The sequence below is a fragment of the Vibrio sp. 1S139 genome (genome assembly GCF_041439475.1).
GTDB classification, from domain to species: domain Bacteria; phylum Pseudomonadota; class Gammaproteobacteria; order Enterobacterales; family Vibrionaceae; genus Vibrio; species Vibrio crassostreae_C.
In genome coordinates, this window is the sequence record NZ_JBGOOD010000007.1 from 68,536 (window position 1) to 86,755 (window position 18,220).

14 protein-coding genes and 1 pseudogene are annotated in these 18,220 nt (G+C 44.7%); 9 read left to right on the top strand and 6 right to left on the bottom strand.

Annotation, left to right across the window (positions count from 1 at the left end; genetic code table 11):
• Positions 1–15: 15 nt before the first annotated feature.
• Positions 16–1,185, bottom strand: a complete 1,170-nt coding sequence (locus ACED46_RS04325) for a mechanosensitive ion channel family protein (protein ID WP_371720961.1) — start codon at positions 1,183–1,185, stop codon at positions 16–18.
• Positions 1,186–1,371: 186 nt separating this feature from the next.
• Here ACED46_RS04325 and ACED46_RS04330 point away from each other — a divergent pair, with 186 nt between their 5' ends.
• Positions 1,372–2,028 carry a TrkA family potassium uptake protein gene (locus ACED46_RS04330; RefSeq protein WP_017065605.1) on the top strand — a complete coding sequence of 219 codons (657 nt, stop codon included), beginning with the start codon at positions 1,372–1,374 and terminating at the stop codon, positions 2,026–2,028.
• Between the two features lie 33 nt (positions 2,029–2,061).
• Positions 2,062–3,429 (top strand): annotated as a pseudogene (locus tag ACED46_RS04335) (TrkH family potassium uptake protein).
• 98 nt (positions 3,430–3,527) lie between these two features.
• Here ACED46_RS04335 and msrB read toward each other — a convergent pair.
• Entirely contained in the window at positions 3,528–4,670 is a 1,143-nt protein-coding gene (gene msrB, locus ACED46_RS04340) for a peptide-methionine (R)-S-oxide reductase MsrB (RefSeq protein ID WP_136973803.1), read from the bottom strand.
• 200 nt (positions 4,671–4,870) lie between these two features.
• Between msrB and ACED46_RS04345 the strand changes: the two genes are divergently transcribed.
• Entirely contained in the window at positions 4,871–5,269 is a 399-nt protein-coding gene (locus ACED46_RS04345; protein ID WP_371720962.1) for an OsmC family protein, read from the top strand.
• Positions 5,270–5,402: 133 nt separating this feature from the next.
• Here the strand turns inward: ACED46_RS04345 and ACED46_RS04350 are convergent, their stop codons facing one another.
• The 4 genes from ACED46_RS04350 to phnW all read right to left on the bottom strand — a co-directional run bounded on the left by ACED46_RS04350 (position 5,403) and on the right by phnW (position 10,334).
• On the bottom strand, positions 5,403–6,458 hold the full coding sequence (locus ACED46_RS04350) for an OmpA family protein (protein WP_371720963.1): 1,056 nt from the start codon (positions 6,456–6,458) through the stop codon (positions 5,403–5,405).
• Between the two features lie 440 nt (positions 6,459–6,898).
• A complete protein-coding gene (gene phnX / locus ACED46_RS04355; protein WP_136973801.1) occupies positions 6,899–7,717 on the bottom strand; it encodes a phosphonoacetaldehyde hydrolase in 819 nt (272 codons plus the stop codon).
• Between the two features lie 92 nt (positions 7,718–7,809).
• A complete protein-coding gene (locus tag ACED46_RS04360) occupies positions 7,810–9,231 on the bottom strand; it encodes an aspartate aminotransferase family protein (protein ID WP_371720964.1) in 1,422 nt (473 codons plus the stop codon).
• Positions 9,231–10,334, bottom strand: coding sequence for a 2-aminoethylphosphonate--pyruvate transaminase (gene phnW / locus ACED46_RS04365; RefSeq protein ID WP_371720965.1), 1,104 nt, complete (start codon positions 10,332–10,334; stop codon positions 9,231–9,233). Before phnW ends, ACED46_RS04360 begins: the two co-directional genes overlap by 1 nt.
• Before the next feature lie 367 nt (positions 10,335–10,701).
• On the opposite strand from phnW, the gene ACED46_RS04370 reads away from it, so the two are divergent.
• The 6 genes from ACED46_RS04370 (at position 10,702) to ACED46_RS04395 (ending at position 18,149) form a co-directional block, all read left to right on the top strand.
• Positions 10,702–11,712 (top strand): putative 2-aminoethylphosphonate ABC transporter substrate-binding protein, encoded by a 1,011-nt coding sequence (locus ACED46_RS04370; RefSeq protein WP_371720966.1) that lies wholly within the window; start codon positions 10,702–10,704, stop codon positions 11,710–11,712.
• A 136-nt stretch (positions 11,713–11,848) separates the two neighbouring features.
• Positions 11,849–13,270, top strand: coding sequence for an FAD-dependent oxidoreductase (locus tag ACED46_RS04375; protein WP_371720967.1), 1,422 nt, complete (start codon positions 11,849–11,851; stop codon positions 13,268–13,270).
• A 227-nt stretch (positions 13,271–13,497) separates the two neighbouring features.
• Entirely contained in the window at positions 13,498–14,607 is a 1,110-nt protein-coding gene (locus ACED46_RS04380; RefSeq protein WP_136978012.1) for a putative 2-aminoethylphosphonate ABC transporter ATP-binding protein, read from the top strand.
• A 21-nt stretch (positions 14,608–14,628) separates the two neighbouring features.
• Positions 14,629–16,338, top strand: coding sequence for a putative 2-aminoethylphosphonate ABC transporter permease subunit (locus ACED46_RS04385; protein ID WP_371720968.1), 1,710 nt, complete (start codon positions 14,629–14,631; stop codon positions 16,336–16,338).
• Between the two features lie 67 nt (positions 16,339–16,405).
• On the top strand, positions 16,406–17,110 hold the full coding sequence (gene phnR, locus ACED46_RS04390) for a phosphonate utilization transcriptional regulator PhnR (protein ID WP_017064815.1): 705 nt from the start codon (positions 16,406–16,408) through the stop codon (positions 17,108–17,110).
• 136 nt (positions 17,111–17,246) lie between these two features.
• Positions 17,247–18,149 (top strand): multidrug transporter, encoded by a 903-nt coding sequence (locus ACED46_RS04395; RefSeq protein ID WP_017064814.1) that lies wholly within the window; start codon positions 17,247–17,249, stop codon positions 18,147–18,149.
• Positions 18,150–18,220 lie beyond the last annotated feature (71 nt).

Genomic DNA, 18,220 nt, shown 5'->3' on the forward strand with positions numbered 1-18,220 from the left:
CCAAGAAGGATATGACTATCGATGACCTTCCGTAGGGGAGTTCAACATGTCTTTGGGATCGCTAATATTCTGATTATCACCTAGGTTTTGAACGCTGTTATGATCTTGAACATTAGAAAAGTCTTGAGGGTCAATCTTGAGTGTCTGTGTTGGGAACGCGATGTCTGCATTGTGTTTATGAATAATCGCCAGAACCTGTAACAGAACGTCTTGCTTCACTTTGTGGTACCTGATCCAGTTGACTGTTTTTGTGAAGGTATAGATAAAGAAGTTGAGCGTTGATGGCCCAAATTTGTCAAAGTTAACGATCAACGTCTGTTTGGCATCAATATCTGGGTGGGTCTCGAGCATGGTTCTTACATCATCAACAATGAGCGCCAATTTGTCTGCATCTTGATAACGAAGACCAAAGGTTTCATTGATTCTACGATTCAACATTCTCGATGGATTCTCTACCACAATACTACTGAACACCGAATTTGGCACGTACAAAGGACGCTTATCAAAAGTGCGGATGATCGTCATGCGCCAACCAATGCGTTCGACAGTGCCTTCGATTTGACGATCGGGAGAACGTATCCAATCACCGACTTTAAAAGGGCGGTCGAAGTAAATCATCATGCCACCGAAGAAATTCGACAGTAAGTCCTTAGCCGCTAAACCGACGATCAAGCCACCAACACCACCAAAGGTGAGTAAGCCGGAAAGACTGAGCCCAAATGCCTGCATAATGGTTAGGCCGCCCATCACCATAAAGAACAAGCGAGCGACTTTCGCTATCGCTTGTACAGTGGTTTCGTCTCTGGTTTTTTGCTCTAAGACATAGGCTTCAGTGTTAGTGATCATTCGTAAGGTAAACCAAACGAATGTACAGATAATCAATATGTGTTTAAGCGTTTTTAACCAATTGATTTCATTGCCAAACTGGTCTTGAAGTATTAGCCCGATAGAGACTGTAGCAGGCCAACACCAAAGTAATGTGCTGACAGGGGTTTTTAGTGCTTCTAGCAGTAGATCGTCCCAGTGGAATGGGGTTTTCTGAACCAGAATTTCTAAGCGATTATGGATAATTCGCCAAGCTACCCAAGCGAGAAAACTCGCAATAGTGATGAATAGGACGCTGTTTGCCCAATCACTATGGCTCTGGTTGATGTAGGTTTGTACTTGGGTTATGAATTCATTCATTGTGTGTGCTGCCGCAGAAATTATGAATTGGAAATTAGCAGAAACTCGAGTTGTTCTCTACCTTTATAAATCAAGCGATTATGACAATAGTATAACCTTATTCTTGCAGAACTAACTTTTTTTGAGATAGAAACTAATGTAGGTTTGGCTATCCCGTGTAATTAAAATTTCTAAACAGGATTTCAAATGAGCGACAAACAATATGCAGTTATCGGTTTAGGGCGATTTGGTCTGTCTGTTTGCAAAGAGCTACAAAGTTCAGGGGCACAGGTACTGGCCGTCGATATTGATGAAGAGCGAGTGAAAGAAGCGGCGGCTTTTGTTTCACAAGCGATTGTTGCGAACTGTACAAGCGAGGAGACAGTTAAAGAGTTAAGACTCGACGATTACGACATGGTGATGGTGTCGATTGGCTCTGATGTTAATTCCAGTATTCTGACTACTCTGGTGGTAAAAGAGTCAGGCGCAAAAGCTGTTTGGGTAAAGGCGAACGATAAGTTTCACGGCAAGATTCTCTCTAAGATTGGTGCTGACCATATCATCATGCCTGAACGAGATATGGGCATTCGTGTTGCGCGTAAAATGTTGGATAGACGCGTTCTTGAGTTTATCGATCTTGGCAGCGGTTTAGCGATGACGGAGATTGTTATTGGTTCTAATTTGTTGGGTAAGAAACTTGGCGACCTTAAGCTGTGTAAAGAAAATGGTGTTGAAGTACTTGGCTTCAAGCGAGGACCGAACCTAACTAAAGCTCCAGAACTGGATGTGAGTTTAGAAATTGGGGATGTGGTGATCATCGCTGGGCCGAAAGAGACCTTATCTAGAAAGCTACGCAATTGGTAATTGGTAATTGGTAATTGGCAATAAGGTAACAGTATGAATTCGTTAAAACGAAAAGGTACTTTCTACACGCTTAAGAGTGATAAAAAGCCACGTAAAGGCTCTGAACCTAAGATTATCCTTACGAGCTTCTTAGGCGTACTTATCCCCTCTGCAATATTGTTGACGATGCCTGTATTCTCTGTGACAGGCCTAAGTTTTACGGATGTACTGTTTACAGCAACCTCGGCGATCAGTGTGACAGGATTAGGTGTTGTCGATACCGGTGAGCATTTCACCTTGGCGGGTAAAATCTTACTGATGTTCTTGATGCAAGTCGGCGGGTTAGGGCAGATGACTCTATCTGCGGTACTGCTTTACATGTTCGGTGTTAGGTTAAGCCTTAAACAACAAGCACTCGCGAAAGAAGCGCTTGGCCAAGATCGTAAGATTAACCTTCGTAAATTGGTTAAGAAGATCATCATCTTTGCATTAGTGGCTGAATTTATCGGTTTTGTATTGCTCTGCTTCCGCTGGGTACCTGAGATGGGATGGTCAACGGGCAGTTTTTATGCTCTATTTCATGCGATATCTGCATTCAATAACGCAGGTTTTGCACTGTTTTCAGACAGTATGATGAGTTTTGTTGATGATCCGCTGGTGATCTTCACCTTAGCTGGCTTGTTTATTTTCGGTGGGCTAGGCTTCACAGTCGTCGGCGACCTATCGAGTAACTGGCGTAAAGGTTTTCGACATCTTCATTTACACACCAAGATTATGCTAACCGCCACTCCGACTCTATTGTTGGTAGGTACGGTATTGTTCTGGCTGCTAGAAAGAAATAACTCAGCAACCATGGAAGGGTTATCGACTCAAGGACAGTGGCTAGCCGCATTTTTTCAGTAGGCAAGTGCTCGTACTGCTGGCTTTAATAGTGTGGATTTGTCTCAATACACTCAGCCGGCATTGCTGGTAATGATTGTACTGATGTTGATTGGTGCCGGTTCTACCTCAACGGGTGGTGGTATTAAGGTTTCGACCTTTGCCGTCGCGTTTGTTGCGACGTGGACGTTTTTACGCCAGAAGAAACATGTAGTGATGTTTAAGCGAACCGTAACTTGGCAAGCGGTAACAAAGTCATTGGCCATTATTGTGGTAAGTGGGGCGTTATTAACCACCGCGATGTTTTTGTTAATGCTTACTGAAAAGGCAGCGTTTGATCGAGTCATGTTTGAGGTGATTTCTGCCTTTGCAACGGTTGGTTTAACAGCTGGCTTAACCGCAAACCTGACTGAGCCAGGTAAATACATCATGATTGTGGTTATGGTGATTGGACGTATCGGCCCCCTGACCTTGGCTTATATGCTAGCTCGCCCAGAACCTTCCTTGTTGAAATACCCTGAAGACACGGTGTTAACGGGTTAATTAGGTCCATGGGCTGATAAATAAAGCTCTGTAAATAAAAACAAAGCCAGCGATATGCTGGCTTTGTTGTCATAGGCTGATCGTTAATTGCTGAATGCCTATCCCTCAAACATCTCAACGTATTCCTCATAGCCTTCTTCTGCTAATTTATCCGCAGGGATAAAGCGCATTGCGGCTGAGTTCATGCAGTAACGTAACCCTGTTGGTTTTGGACCATCTTTGAATACATGCCCTAGGTGGGAATCGCCAAACTTACTTCGAACCTCTGTTCTTGGGTAAAGCAGCTTGTAGTCAGTAGTTGTAACGACATAAGCTTCGCTGATTGGTTGGGTGAAGCTCGGCCAACCCGTACCTGATTTGTATTTGTCTTTTGATGAGAACAACGGCTCACCAGTAACGATGTCGACGTAGATTCCTTCCTGTTTGTTATCCCAGTATTTGTTATCAAACGGGCGTTCTGTCGCGTCATCTTGCGTTACATCGTACTGAAGTGCCGTTAGCTTGGCTTTGATCTCCGCGTCAGACGGCTTAACGTAGGTTTTAGCATTGGCTGTCGCATTCTTACTGTCGATGATCTGACGTAGTGTTTTAGGGTTGTCCTTTCTATCATCACCGAAGATTTTATCTAGGTACTGATCGCGGCCAGAAGCATAGCGGTAGTAGTTATAACGAACTTTACTCTTCTTGTAATAGTCTTGGTGATAGTCTTCCGCTGGCCAGAATTTTTCAAATTCAATCAGTTCTGTTTTTAGTGGTTCACCAAAGATATTAGCTTTGTCGATTTCCATCATGAAGTTCTGAGCAACATCTTTTTGTGCTTGGTTATGATAGAAAATAGCTGGTCGATAATGACGGCCTCGGTCTACAAAAGAACCTTTGTCATCGGTTGGGTCGATGTGTCGGAAGAATTGGTCAAGAACCTGTTCGTAGCTAACCACATCAGGGTTATAGGTCACGTTGATCACTTCGATGTGACCTGACTTACCCGAAGAGACCTGTTTGTAGGTTGGGTTTTCCAGTTCACCACCAGAGTATCCAGAGATAACGTCGGTGACGCCTGTCAGCTTCTCTAGATCGGACTCCGTACACCAAAAACAGCCACCAGCCAGTGTCGCGATTTCACTTTTACCTGAATTAGCCGTTTTATCCATTGTATTGGCAGTGCCAGTCTGGCTTACAAACAGCGAAATCAGTGGTAGCGCAACCACGAGTGATACCAATATTTTAGATAATTTATTCATAGATACCTCATCTTGACGTTCTTCTCATTCGATTTTGAATGTACGAATAGAGACAGGTTTTAGATGGAAAAAATTGCATCATTCATGAAAAAAATATGTTATCGAGAAAATCTTGCTCATAAATGCCGCCAGTAGTAGGGTGTAGGCATTGATGTAAAATAATAGATAATGATGACGTTTTCGTACATCTAAGGAACAGCATGCAAGCAGAAGTTAAATGGGTCGAAGGTTTTAAATTCTTGGGTCAATCTCAATCAGGCCACTCTATTGTCATGGATGGCAGCGGTGGTGCAACGGCGCCAAGCCCGATGGAAATGGTTCTTATGGCCGCTGGTGGTTGTAGCTCTGTTGATGTGGTAGATGGATTGAAATCTGCTGGTCAAAGCATTACAGGCTGTAACGCGAAACTTGAAACTACACGTCGTGAAACCGCGCCAAAAATCTTTACTGCGATTAACATTCACTTTGAAGTTTCAGGTGACAACCTTGATCCTAAGTTGGTTGCAAAAGTATGCGCTGATTCATTGGAAAAGTACTGTTCAGTGTGCCTAATGCTAGGTGCAGGCGTAGAAATGACGCACAGCTGGGAAATCGTCTAGTCTTCTGGCTGTATAGCTTGGCTTTGAGTCGTTACTTTTCGGCTTATGAGCAAACATAGATAAAGAAAGGGAGGAGCACTTAGCAGTGCTCCTCCCTTGTTATTAAGGAAGTCGTTATTACGTTAGAATACGATTATTCCACTGTTTCAATGATAACTTCTTCAACTTGAACATCTTCTTGGTACTCGAAGCTTGGGATTGTTGCTTCCACACGACGGTTTTGAGCACGACCTTCAGCCGTATCGTTTGATGCGATTGGGTTTTCTTCCCCTTCACCAGAAGCGGTAATGCGATCAGCTTCAATACCTTGCTCTTCGATGTATGCTGCTACTGCTGCCGCACGTTTCTTAGAGATCATCATGTTGTACTCAGCTGCACCTGTTGAATCTGTGTGACCAACAATGTTAACGGTAGACTGAGGGTATGTTTGTAAGACTTCCACAATTGGCTGTATAGCGGCTTTACCTTCGTCTGAAAGTTCTGTGCTGTTAGTCGCAAATGTACCTTGAGAGAAACTCTCAGTTTGCGCTTTGTCCGCTTCCTCTTCAACGACCACAGCTTCTGGCTCTGTGATTGGTTCAGAAGGTGCTTGAGTTACAGCCGCCGCAGAAGCTGCAGCCGCTGATGCGGTTGTATTACCCGTGCCGAAATTGTAGCTAAGACCTACTGTGACAAGGTTGGAGTTTAGGTCTTGGATGATCTTATCGTCAAAATCATCGAAGTATTGGTATTCCACTCTCAGCGCCCAATCGTCTGAAAGCTGTTTCTCGGCACCGATACCTAAGGCTAAAACAACGTCGTCTTCGTCATCGTGCATGATGTAAGCAGGACCTGCTTTAAAGAAGATATCAAACTCTTGTTTAATCGCTAGTCGATACATTGGGCTTAAAGAAATGGCTACGATAGAATCGCTGTATCTTTGAGTCGCTCCGTTGTTGTTAAAGCTGGTGTCATAATCACCTAAGTAATCTGCATTCAATTCTAGAGCAATGTTATCGGTAAAGTTGTAACCACCGTAAATACCGCCCGCCACTGAATCATCTTCACAATCAATGTTGTCGACACAAGCGCTATCTAGCCAACCCATGCCAACTTTTGCACCCACGTAAGTCGTTGCAGCAATAGAAGGCGCTGCTGCTAGGCCTGAAGCGGCTACAACAGCACACATGATTTTTGACAGTTTTTTCATAATTTTTTCCTTGGATTAACTCTTATTTTTATCTGAACTTACCAGTAAAACGATCACTTATTGGGTTACGACACTGCTTATAATAAGTAAATCAAGGTGTTGGTTCAGGTGAACCTGTTTCTTTCTCAGTACTTATATTGTTAATCTGATTGCGTATTGGAGTCAATGAAATTTTTAAATATTATATATTTAAGATGCCTTTATTGTTGATTTTATCATTTGTTGGAATGTTTATGTTTAAGCTATAGCCTAGCCTAGCCTCGTCTATTTACCAGTGGCGCTACGGGTAATAAGTAAAAAACTTGCGCTTTATCATGCTTATAAAACAAAAATCCCCACCCACCATGTCTAACTCGGTTGAGTACATGATTGGATAGGGATTTGAATTAAAGCTATAGCGGTATTTTCACGTTTTACATCACGTAATAGCTCGACTTTGTTTACGGACGCTCACCCGCCAATAAACGCTTCTCGATATCTGCAATTACGCTAGGTAAGTCTGCAATGGTATCGATCAGGTAATGAGGGTTTGATTTGTTCAGCTTCACGCTTGCTTTTTCACGCGCCGTTGCCAGAGTTGCTTCGTCTGCGTCTAAGTATTCTTGATACGTTAAGCCTGCTTCGTTACCTGATAGAACAAGGCCTACCGTCCACATGCCTGCGTTGTGACCTTCATCAATGCCGGGTGCTGCGTCATCCACTTTCACACACGCTGCAACGCTCGTCACGCCTAGGTCAATGACGTTTTTAAGTGCCATGAATGGAGCTGGGCGACCGCCTTGCGGTAAGTCATCAGTCGCTACTACGTTGTCAGGAAGATAACCATAATCTGCGGCTGCTGGAATCAGTACGTCCATCACTTCTCGTGGGTAACCTGAACAAGAACCAATTTTTACGTTCTTCTCTTTAAGGTTATTTACTACTTCAATCGCGTTTAAAATTGGCGCTGCGTGGTCGGCTACTTTCGCTTTTTGAAGAGGCATGAATGCCGCGTAGATCGCATCAACGTCTTCACTGGTCATCGAACGTCCGAACTGGGCATTCCAACGAGCATCAACAGCAGGGATTCGACCCACCGCTTGGATGTGATCCCATTTACCGATACCCATAGGTTCACGAGCTTCAGCTAAGTCGATGTCAAAGTCGAAACCTTGTTTGAATGCTTCAACGAAGATGCTAGTTGGAGCAAACGACCCAAAATCAACGATAGTGCCGGCCCAGTCAAAGATAACCGCTTGGATAGGTGATGTCGTGTTCATAATAGTGTCCTATTTTTGTGTCACTCCCAGTTCAAAGTTCTGGGAAACAAATGGTTGTTTAAGGTTATTGGTTTAAATGTTGATTTCGAGAATTAAAGGTATTCAAAATCTTTGCAGACTTTGGCTATCGCTTTTTCGAATACAGACAGAGCGACTTCTAGCTCGCTGCGACTGATGATCAATGGCGGGCTTAATTGAATCACGTTACCTTGTGACACCTTAAAGCTCAGGCCATCGTTCAGACATTGGTAAAGTACTGCTTCTGCTTCATCGAACGCTCGGTTTTTGGTGATATGGTCAGTGACCAATTCCACTCCCCAGAGCAGGCCGATGCCGCGAACGTCACCAATGACTGGGTATTTCTCTTTCATTTGAAGCAGTTGTTCACGCACGAATGCGCTGTCCGCTTGTACTTTTTCAAGTAGATTTTCTTGCTCAATCACTTCCATCGTAGCCAGTGCCGCCGCGCAGCCAATAGGACTTTTCTCGTGGGTGTAGTGACCAAGTGATACTTGCGCTGCCGTGTTGTATTTGTCTTTAGTGACCATGGCTGCAATTGGAACCAAGCCCCCGCCAAAACCTTTACCGATACAAAGAATGTCAGGTTCGATATCAAAGGCCTGGTGAGTGAACCATTCGCCACTACGACCCATACCGTTTGGAATGTCGTCGATGATCAACATGACGTTATGCTTATCGCAGATCTCACGGATGCGCTTCCAGTAAGCTTTGCTTGGAACCTGAACGTCTGTGTTACGCACTGCTTCGGCAATGAAGGCTCCAATGCCACCTTCTTTTTCAATCACATACTCTAAATAGTCGGCATAGTGAACGTCGCATGCAGTTTCGTTTGTATTGACTGCGCTATTCTCGTTAAACGGGAAAGCGCCACGATAAGAAACGGCTGGTGGGATACGTTCTACGCCAGCCATTAACGGCCCCATACCTTCGCGAAAACAAGCTTCGCCGCCGACAGAGATCGCATCCAGTGACGCGCCATGGAAGGAATCCCACAATGAAACGACTTTGAAGTTGTTGGTGACATGTCGAGCCAGTTTGAGTGCCATACCGATAACCGATGTACCACCTGGCGCAAATAAAACACGGTTTAAATCGCCACCGCAGATCTGCGTGAGCTTCTCAGCGCACTGAACGGCGGTTTCATTGGTAAAGCGACGCGGTGAAAACGGCAATGACGCCATTTGCTGAGTCACTTTATTAATGATGTGTGGGTGACCATAACCCAACTGATGAACATTGTTACCGTGAAAGTCCATGTACTTCTTGCCCGTGGTATCTTGAATGTAGATGCCTTCTGCGGCTTCAAGTGTGTCTAGGCAAGGCGTTGACATCGCTTGATGAAGAAACACGTCAGAGTCACGCTTTAACATCGTTTGAGTTGCATCATCGTTTAGTGACTCGTTCCATTTCTCACGTGCGGCTGTGGTGTTCACATCGCCTTCGCTTCGAAAGTGTGTCGCCTTTAGAACGGGCTCTTGATTGGTCGTCGTCATTATTTGATGTCCCAGTACATAGCGTTTTTCACTGCGCCAATTAGGGCTTCAATGTCAGAAGGGTAAACCTCACCGATGTTACCGATGCGGAAACAGTCTGCGTTTGAAACCTTGCCCGGATAAATCACAAACCCTTGCTCTTTCAAACGGTCATAGAACTCCTTGAATTGGTAATCGCTATGAGTTGGAGAATAAAAAGAGGTAATGATAGGCGAGTGAAGATCATCATTGAGTAACGGTTCAAAACCAAGAGAGCGCATACCTGCAACCAATGCGGTTTGATTGGTTTGGTAACGATTATGACGAGCTTCAATGCCTCCTTCTTGTTCTAATTCAAGCAAGGCTTGGTAAAAAGCACGCACTGTGTGAGTCGGAGAGGTGAAGCGCCATTTACCATGGTTGCTTTCCATGCAGTGCCATTGGTCAAACAGATCAAGGCTTAATGAACGAGCTTGGCCTTTGCACTTTGCCAGTTCCGATTGCTTAGCAATAACAAAGCCGAAGCCCGGTACACCTTGGACGCACTTGTTTGCAGAGCTGATCATGTAATCGATACCTAAGTCAGCGATATCCATAGGGATGCCACCAAAGCTCGACATTGCATCGAGAATGACGGTTTTGTTGTGCTGTTTTGCCAATTTGGCAATGTCTTCAATTGGATTCAGCATGCCTGTCGTGGTTTCACAATGCACAATCGCAACGTGAGTAATGTCTGAATCCATGGCCAATGCCGTTTCCATTTCGTTCAAGTCAGGCTGTGATGTTTCACCTGGGGAAACGACATGGCATGGAATGTTTAAGTATTCTGCGATTTGAGCAATACGAGCGCCGTACGCACCGTTATCAACAACAAGAAGTTTTCCATTTTTAGAGATAACGCTACCGATTGTTGCTTCTACCGAAGCGGTGCCGCTACCTTGCATTAATACGCTTGTATATCCCGCTTGCTTAGTCGCTAAAGTCACTAGCTTGCTACGAATCACTTCAACAACGTCTTTGTTGTATTCATCATCCCAAGTACACCAATCTTTTAACATCGCTTGGCGAACGGTTTCAGAAGTAGATAAAGGGCCCGGTGTCAGCAGTAAGTATTCGTTTCTCATGTTCAACTCTCGTGATTTTAATTTTGGACTATACCAATATTTAGAGCTACTTTAACAACCAATTTAAACGGTCGTAAATAGCCCAAACATCATTTTCACAAAAGCTTCATATTAAAAATGGTCACTTGTCTTGAGAAAGTTTTCGATCTTTAAATTGCCATTTTTCGTTCATTTAATCGTCACAAAAGCCAGTTAGCTTAATAATTGAGATCTGGTACATACCAATATGCGGGGTGTGTGCCAACAACTGGAATGAATTTTTGAATATAGGTGCCTCTCGATAGGGCTTCTAGCTTTAACAACTTTAACTTTGGCAATTTTTAATTTTGGCAGCTTCTCACTTTAGAGTAGGGCCTGACTGGAGAAAATGATGAAAAACCGTTTTATGAAAGGATCACTTGCAGCATTAGTCACACTATTAGCTGGTAACGCTTATGCGGCACAGGAAGTGACGGTTTATACCGCTTTTGAAACTGACATCTTAGCGAAGTACAAAAATGCTTTTGAAAGCGAAAACCCAGACATCAACATCAAATGGGTTCGTGATTCAACCGGGATCATGACGGCAAAATTATTAGCTGAGAAAAACAACCCTCGTGCAGAAGTGGTGTGGGGCCTTGCGGGTTCTTCAATGGCATTGCTTAAAGAAGAGGGCGTCCTGAAACCTTATACGCCTCAAGGTGTAGAAGCGCTGCGCTCAAACCTCAACGATCCGCAATCTACTCAAGCTTGGTATGGCAACGATGCATTCTTCAATGCGGTTTGTTTCAACGAAGCGGTAGCGAAACAACTTAACCTACCAGCACCTAAATCTTGGGATGACCTAACCAAGCCTATCTACAAAGGTCATATTGCGATGCCAAACCCAGCGTCTTCTGGTACGGGTTATATGCAAGTGTCTGCTTGGCTACAAAACATGGGTGAAGACCAAGGTTGGAACTACATGCAGAAGCTAGACCAAAACATCGCTCACTACACGCACTCTGGTTCTAAGCCATGTGTTCAAGCGGGCATGGGTGAAGTCGCTATCGGTATTTCTATGGCGAGCCGTGGCGCTAAGCTGAAAACTCAAGGCGCGCCACTTTCAGTGATTACGCCTGAAGGTATCGGCTGGGAATCTGAAGCGGTAGGTCTTGTTAAGCCTTCTGATGCAGCACAACGTGTTATCGATTGGTCTATTTCTAAAGCGGCAAATGAGCTTTACATCGAAATGTACCCAGTTGTTGGTCACCAAGATGTGACGGCAACAATTGAAAACTTCCCTAACGTCGAAAAGAACATGGCAAAAATGGACTTTGCACGTATGGGCAGCGAGCGTGCAGACGTATTGAAAACATGGTCTGAGAAGTTTGACGCTAAATCAGAGCCAAAATCTTAATCTATCGAGCTACTCAGTTAATTAACTATTTAGCTATTTAACTGTTTAGTTCATTAGAAGTTAGAAATCAGTAAAGGAAGGCTTCGGTCTTCCTTTTTTAGTTTTACGCCTTTAGGTTTTAAGTAAGGTACAACAAATGACAAAGCACTACTCATATTGGTTCAAGCAAGCGTTGGAACAAGAGTTTGGCAACATCCATGCGGGGCTAGATTCGGCTAAGCCGCTCCAAAAAGACGTCAACTGTGATATCGCCATTGTTGGCGGTGGCTATACGGGTTTATGGACGGCGATTTTAATCAAACAACAGCAACCAGAAAAGCATGTTGTCGTGATTGAAAAAGGCCTATGTGGTAGCGGTGCTTCTAGTGCGAACGGCGGTTGCATGCTGACGTGGTCAACTAAGTATCCGACGCTGAAAAAGCTCTATGGAAAAGAACAAGCGAAATGGTTGGTTAAGGAGTCGGAAAAGGTTATATACGAGATCGAAGCCTTCTGTAACGAACACAAGATTGACGCGCATCTATATCGAAGCGGTACTTACTACACGGCGACTAATGAAGCCCAAAAGGGTGGAATGGAGCCTGTTGTTAATGAGCTGGTTAAGCAGGGTATCAATAGCTGGAAGAAGTGCGACAATTCTTTGGCTGATAAAGCGGGATCTGAACGCCATATTGAGGGTTACTACTCAGAAGCTGCGGGTAGTGTGCAGCCAGCGTTATTGGCTAGAGGTTTGCGCCGAGTCGCGCTCGAACTGGGTGTCGAAATTCACGAAAACACAGAGATGACATCACTCGATTATGGCTCCCCAGCTCGAATTCAAACCAAAGGCGGTTCCGTATTTGCAGATAAAGTGATTTTGGCACTCAATGCGTGGATGCTCGATCACTTTAAAGAGTTCAAACGCAGCATTGTGGTTGTCTCTTCAGATATGGTGGTGACCAAGCCCATTCCTGAAAAGCTCAAGCAATTTGGCCCAGAGAAAGGGGCGGCGGTGGTGGATTCGCGTATCTTTGTCCACTACTACCGAGATACCCAGGACGGGCGACTTATGTTGGGTAAAGGCGGTAATAAGTTCTCGTTTGCCAATCAAGTTGAAAGCATGTTTAACCAAACGACCAACTACCTGCCGATTCTCAATCAATCCTTCCAAAAACTGTTCCCTAAATTGGAACAAAGTGAATTCGATTACAACTGGTCTGGCGGCTCAGATCGTTCGGTCACCGGATTGCCATTTTTCGGTAATCTAAAAGGCCAAAGCAACATCTATTATGGGCTTGGCTATTCAGGTAATGGCGTTGCTCAAACCCGTATGGGCGGGAAGATTTTGTCAGCAATGGTGCTCGATATCGACAACGCTTGGACACGAAGCGGTTTAACTAAAGGCCCGTTAGGACTCTTCCCGCCAGAGCCATTCCGTTGGGTAGGTGCGATGATGGTTCGTGATGCGGTACGAAGAAAAGAGAACGCGGAAGATTCGGGTAGCACGCCATTGTGGCTAGATAAACAGTTATCCAAACTCGCAGGTGCGGCGGGCAAAGCCGACAAGGTTGAATCATAGATTAATCTAGCGTTTAAGTTAGAAGTTTACATTGAGGCTCTCAGTGATTTATGGGTAAGTCACTGAGGGCTTTCAACGTTGAACTAACTTTTAATGCTGAACAAATAGCAATCTTTAATGCTTATTATATCTGCAATATAACTGTCATTTAGCTTCTATAAATTTGTCACTCAACTGCAATATTCTCAGTTTAAATTTGGTATATACCATATAGAGAGTGCTGTAGTATGAGCAACCAAACTTATTTGAATATTGAAAACGTTGTAAAGCAATTTGGCCAGTTTACAGCGTTAAAAGACATCTCCCTATCGATAGATAAAGGCGAGTTCGTCTGCTTCCTTGGCCCATCTGGCTGTGGAAAAACCACCTTATTACGTGCGATTGCAGGCTTAGACTTACCAACGTCAGGTTCTATTGAGCAGAACGGTAAGGATACAACCTTCTTGCCACCAGAAAAGCGCGACTTTGGCATCGTGTTCCAGTCTTACGCTTTGTTTCCAAACCTCACTGTGGAAGAAAACATTGCGATTGGTCTGAAAAACCAAGGCATGTCGACCAAAGAAGCCCTTGAGACGGTTGAGTCTTGGTTAGAGACCATTGGCTTACCAACGTCTGGTCAGAAATTTCCAAATCAGCTATCTGGTGGACAGCAGCAGCGTGTTGCTCTGGCTCGCGCATTGGCGTTATCTCCAGGCTTGTTGCTACTCGATGAACCGCTTTCTGCGTTGGATGCGAAGGTAAGAACACACCTACGTGATGAGATCTGCCAACTGCAACGCAAATTGGGTATCACCACTATTATGGTGACGCACGACCAAGATGAAGCGTTAACGATGGCAGACCGTATTGTCGTGATGAATCATGGTGTTATCGAGCAGGTCGGTGCTCCTCAAGAGATCTACCAAAAACCTGTCAGTCGTTTTGTGGCTGAGTTTGTTGGTAGCATGAACTTTATTCAAGCTTCTGTTGCGGCTCAAGGCAAGATGCGTATTGCTGAGTCAATGCTGCCGTTACCTGGCTTAGATAATCTCACGCCAAATCTGGGTGATGTTTTTGATATTGCCGTTCGTCCAGAGCAAATCCAGTTTGTTGATCGTTTTAGTGAATCCTTGCCAGTGAGAATCGTATCAAGCGAATTCTTAGGGGCGTTTTATCGTGTTGAGTGTCAATTGCAACATGACTCAACGGCGAAAGAGATCATCGTTGATGTACCCGTCAAAGAGTTTAACCGATTGAAGCTGCGTCGCAGTGATATTCGTTACGTGGCGTTTGATCAAGAAGGCCTTAGAGCTTACTCATCGAAAAGCCTGCAAGTGATGAAAGACGAGGCGGCGTAATCAATCATGGAATCGACTCAAATGATGCAATCTAAGCTGCTAATTCAACGACGAGTACAACCTTTTCTGGCTCGGTTAAGCAAAGACAACGTAATTCTATTTGGGCTGTTGGCCTTTTTGTCTGTGGTCATGACGTTGTTTATCCTGATGCCACTGTGGGCGATGTTGAAAAAGAGTGTTCAGAACGCAGATGGCGAATTTGTAGGCTTAGAGAATTTCGCAACGTATTTTGCGTCTCAAAGCTTATGGCAGTCGGTAGGCAATACCTTCACGCTTGGGTTGCTAGTGACAGTTGTCGTGGGCGTCTTGGCGTTTGGTTATGCCTATGCGCTAACTCGTTCATGCATGCCTTTTAAGGGGCTTTTTCAAGTGCTGGGTTCTGCGCCTATTCTTGCTCCGTCACTGCTTCCTGCAATCAGTCTTATCTTCCTATTTGGTAACCAAGGTATCGCTAAAGAAGTCTTAGGTGGCAACTCGGTTTATGGCTTGATTGGTATCTCACTGGGCTTGATATTCTGGACGTTTCCACACGCCTTGATGATTCTGACCACCTCATTAAGAACCTCTGACGCTCGCCTTTATGAGGCAGCACGTGCACTCAATACTTCATCGTTAAAAACCTTTTTCATGGTGACGTTACCTGCGGCAAAATACGGCTTGATCAGCACCCTGATCGTTGTGTTTACGCTGGTGGTTTGTGACTTTGGTGTGCCAAAGGTGATCGGTGGTAGCTACAACGTGTTATCGACTGACATCTTTAAGCAGGTGGTTGGTCAACAGAACTTCTCTATGGGTGCGGTAACCAGTATCTTACTGCTATTGCCTGCGTTGCTTGCGTTTACCGTTGACAGCTGGGTTCAAAAGAAACAGAAGAGCTTGTTTGATACTCGTTCTGTCGCGTACCAACCTGAACCTAGCTCTCTGCGTGATGGCTTATGTTTCCTTTATTGCACCATCATCTCTGCTGCTGTGGTTATCGTGTTGGGCATGGCGATATACGGTTCGATGGTCACCTTCTGGCCTTGGAACAAAGCGCTGACGCTAAACAACTATAACTTTGCAGAAATGAGTACCTATGGTTGGGCGCCATTCTTCAACTCGTTAACGCTTGGTGCTTGGACTGCGATAATTGGTACTGTTCTGATTTTCTTAGGTGCATACTGCATTGAGAAAGGCCGCGCATTCGGGCCTGTTCGTCAAGCGATGCAAATGCTCAGCGTTGTTCCGATGGCCGTTCCGGGTATGGTGCTGGGTTTGGGTTATATCTTCTACTTCAATGATTTGAGTAACCCACTTAACTTCTTGTATGGCACGATGGCGTTCTTGGTGATTAATACCGTGGTTCACTACTACACGGTAGGGCACATGACGGCGTTAACGGCATTGAAACAACTGCCTTCCGAAATTGAAGCAACAGCGGCTTCGGTAAACTTACCGCAATACAAGCTGTTCTTTAAGGTGACGGTACCTGTTTGTCTGCCGGCGATTTTAGATATTGCGACATACCTGTTTATTAATGCACTTACCACGACATCTGCGGTAGTATTCTTGTATTCTACCAATACGATTCCAGCGTCAGTATCAGTACTGAATATGGACGATGCAGGTCAAACCGGTGCAGCAGCAGCGATGGCGGTGATGATCATGATATCTGCAGCGAGTGCGAAGTTGATTCATATGCTAATCAACAAGTTATTCGATAAGCGCACCCAAGCTTGGCGTAAACGCTAGCGAACCACTTATATTGCAGTTGGCCAAGGAGTGGCTGACGACAAGAACAAGAATGAAAGGAAATGAAGTGCAGTACGTAAAAATCAAAGATGTCATCGTAGAGCAGATAGAGTCGGGGATGTTAACACCACGACAGAAGCTGCCTGCGGAACGTAAGCTGGCTGAATCGTTTGATACGACTCGAGTTACCTTACGCGAAGCCTTGTCTTCACTTGAAGCGGAAGGGCGCATTTATCGAGAAGACCGACGTGGTTGGTTTATCTCTCCAGCGCCACTGCGCTACGATCCAACACAAACGCTGAACTTCACGAATATGGCTTTGTCGCAGAATCGTAAGCCGAAAACAGAGTTGGTGGCGGCGAAAGGCATTTTAGCGACCAAGGAAGCAACTAGGCTTCTTGAGCTGCAACCTTTTTCGGACGTTTATCGAGTAGACAGAGTTCGTTATCTTGAAGACAGGCCCGTTGTGTATGTGACCAACTACATTCGACCAGAGTTGTTCCCTAATTTGCTTGATTATGACTTGTCTAAATCGTTGACGGACATCTACCGTGAGCACTTTGGTGTGGTGTATCAGAAGATCCGTTATCGAGTGAGCACAACGTCTTTGCTTGGCGAAACCGCGCAAGCTCTGCGTGCGACTTCTGGTTCTCCTGCTATGGTGGTTGAGCGTGTTAATTACAATCAAGACGGTGATTTGATTGATTGCGATATTGAATATTGGCGTCATGACGCGATCAGCATCGAGTCGATCGCACAGCTAGAGCGCTAGTCATACGTTATAACGTTGGCATATCTGCAATTATGCAGGATTGCCCAATTGAAACGCTCAAAGGTCTCTTATTCGGAGGCCTTTTTATCACCTGTTGTCAGCCGTTGTGCTAATTCATCAATAATTTAGGAATGAAATGGAATTCTCTGCGATTGTAATCGTGATCATTTCGGCTTTGCTTCACGCGGGTTGGAACGTTCTAGGTAAATCTAATCAAGGCTCGGGCTCGTCATTCTTCTTAGCCTCTGGCTTTGCCGCCGCAGCGATATTGACGCCTTACTTGATCTGGTATGTTCACAGCGTTGGACTGTCAAATATCTTACTTCCATTTTGGCAACTGGTTTTCTTGAGTGGGATCTGTCAAATCATCTATTTGATTGGGTTAGGCGCGGCCTATAAACAAGCTGATATCGGTGTGATTTACCCAATGGCACGGGCACTGCCCGTGTTGATGGTGGGTTTAGGCACGGTGTTGATAGGCTATGAGCTGTCACCTAATCAATGGTTTGGCTTCACCTTGATTACCTTGGGTTGTTTGTTTGTACCACTTAAGAAGTTTTCAGATCTTAGGTTAAAAGCGTATCTCAACCTTGGCGTACTGTGGGCGTTAATCGCGGCCATTGGTACCACGGGCTATTCCATCATTGATAAAGAAGCGCTTCTGTTACTCGATCCTTTGAGCACACCAGTTATAACTAACAAGCACACCGCGATTTTCTACCTAGGCATTCAGTTTTGGGCAATTGTGATTCCGTTGAGTGTTTGGTTATTCGTAACCAACCAAAGAATCGAGTTTACTAATGCTTGGATACTGCGAAAGAAAGCCACGCTTGCAGGCATTATGATGGCTTCGACCTATGGCTTAGTGCTGTTTGCGATGACCATGACTGAAAATGTCAGCTTGGTTGTTGCTCTTAGGCAAGTGAGTATCATTTTCGGCGTAGTGATGGGGATCTACTTTTTAAAGGAAAAGTGGCACGCGACTCGCGGTGTAGGCGTATCTCTAATTATTGCTGGCTTAGTTATCTCATTGACTTAAAAGATCGCCTGAGTGATTGGGGATTTGTGAATAGGTATCTCTATTAAGTTAAATGAAAAAACGCCCTTAGC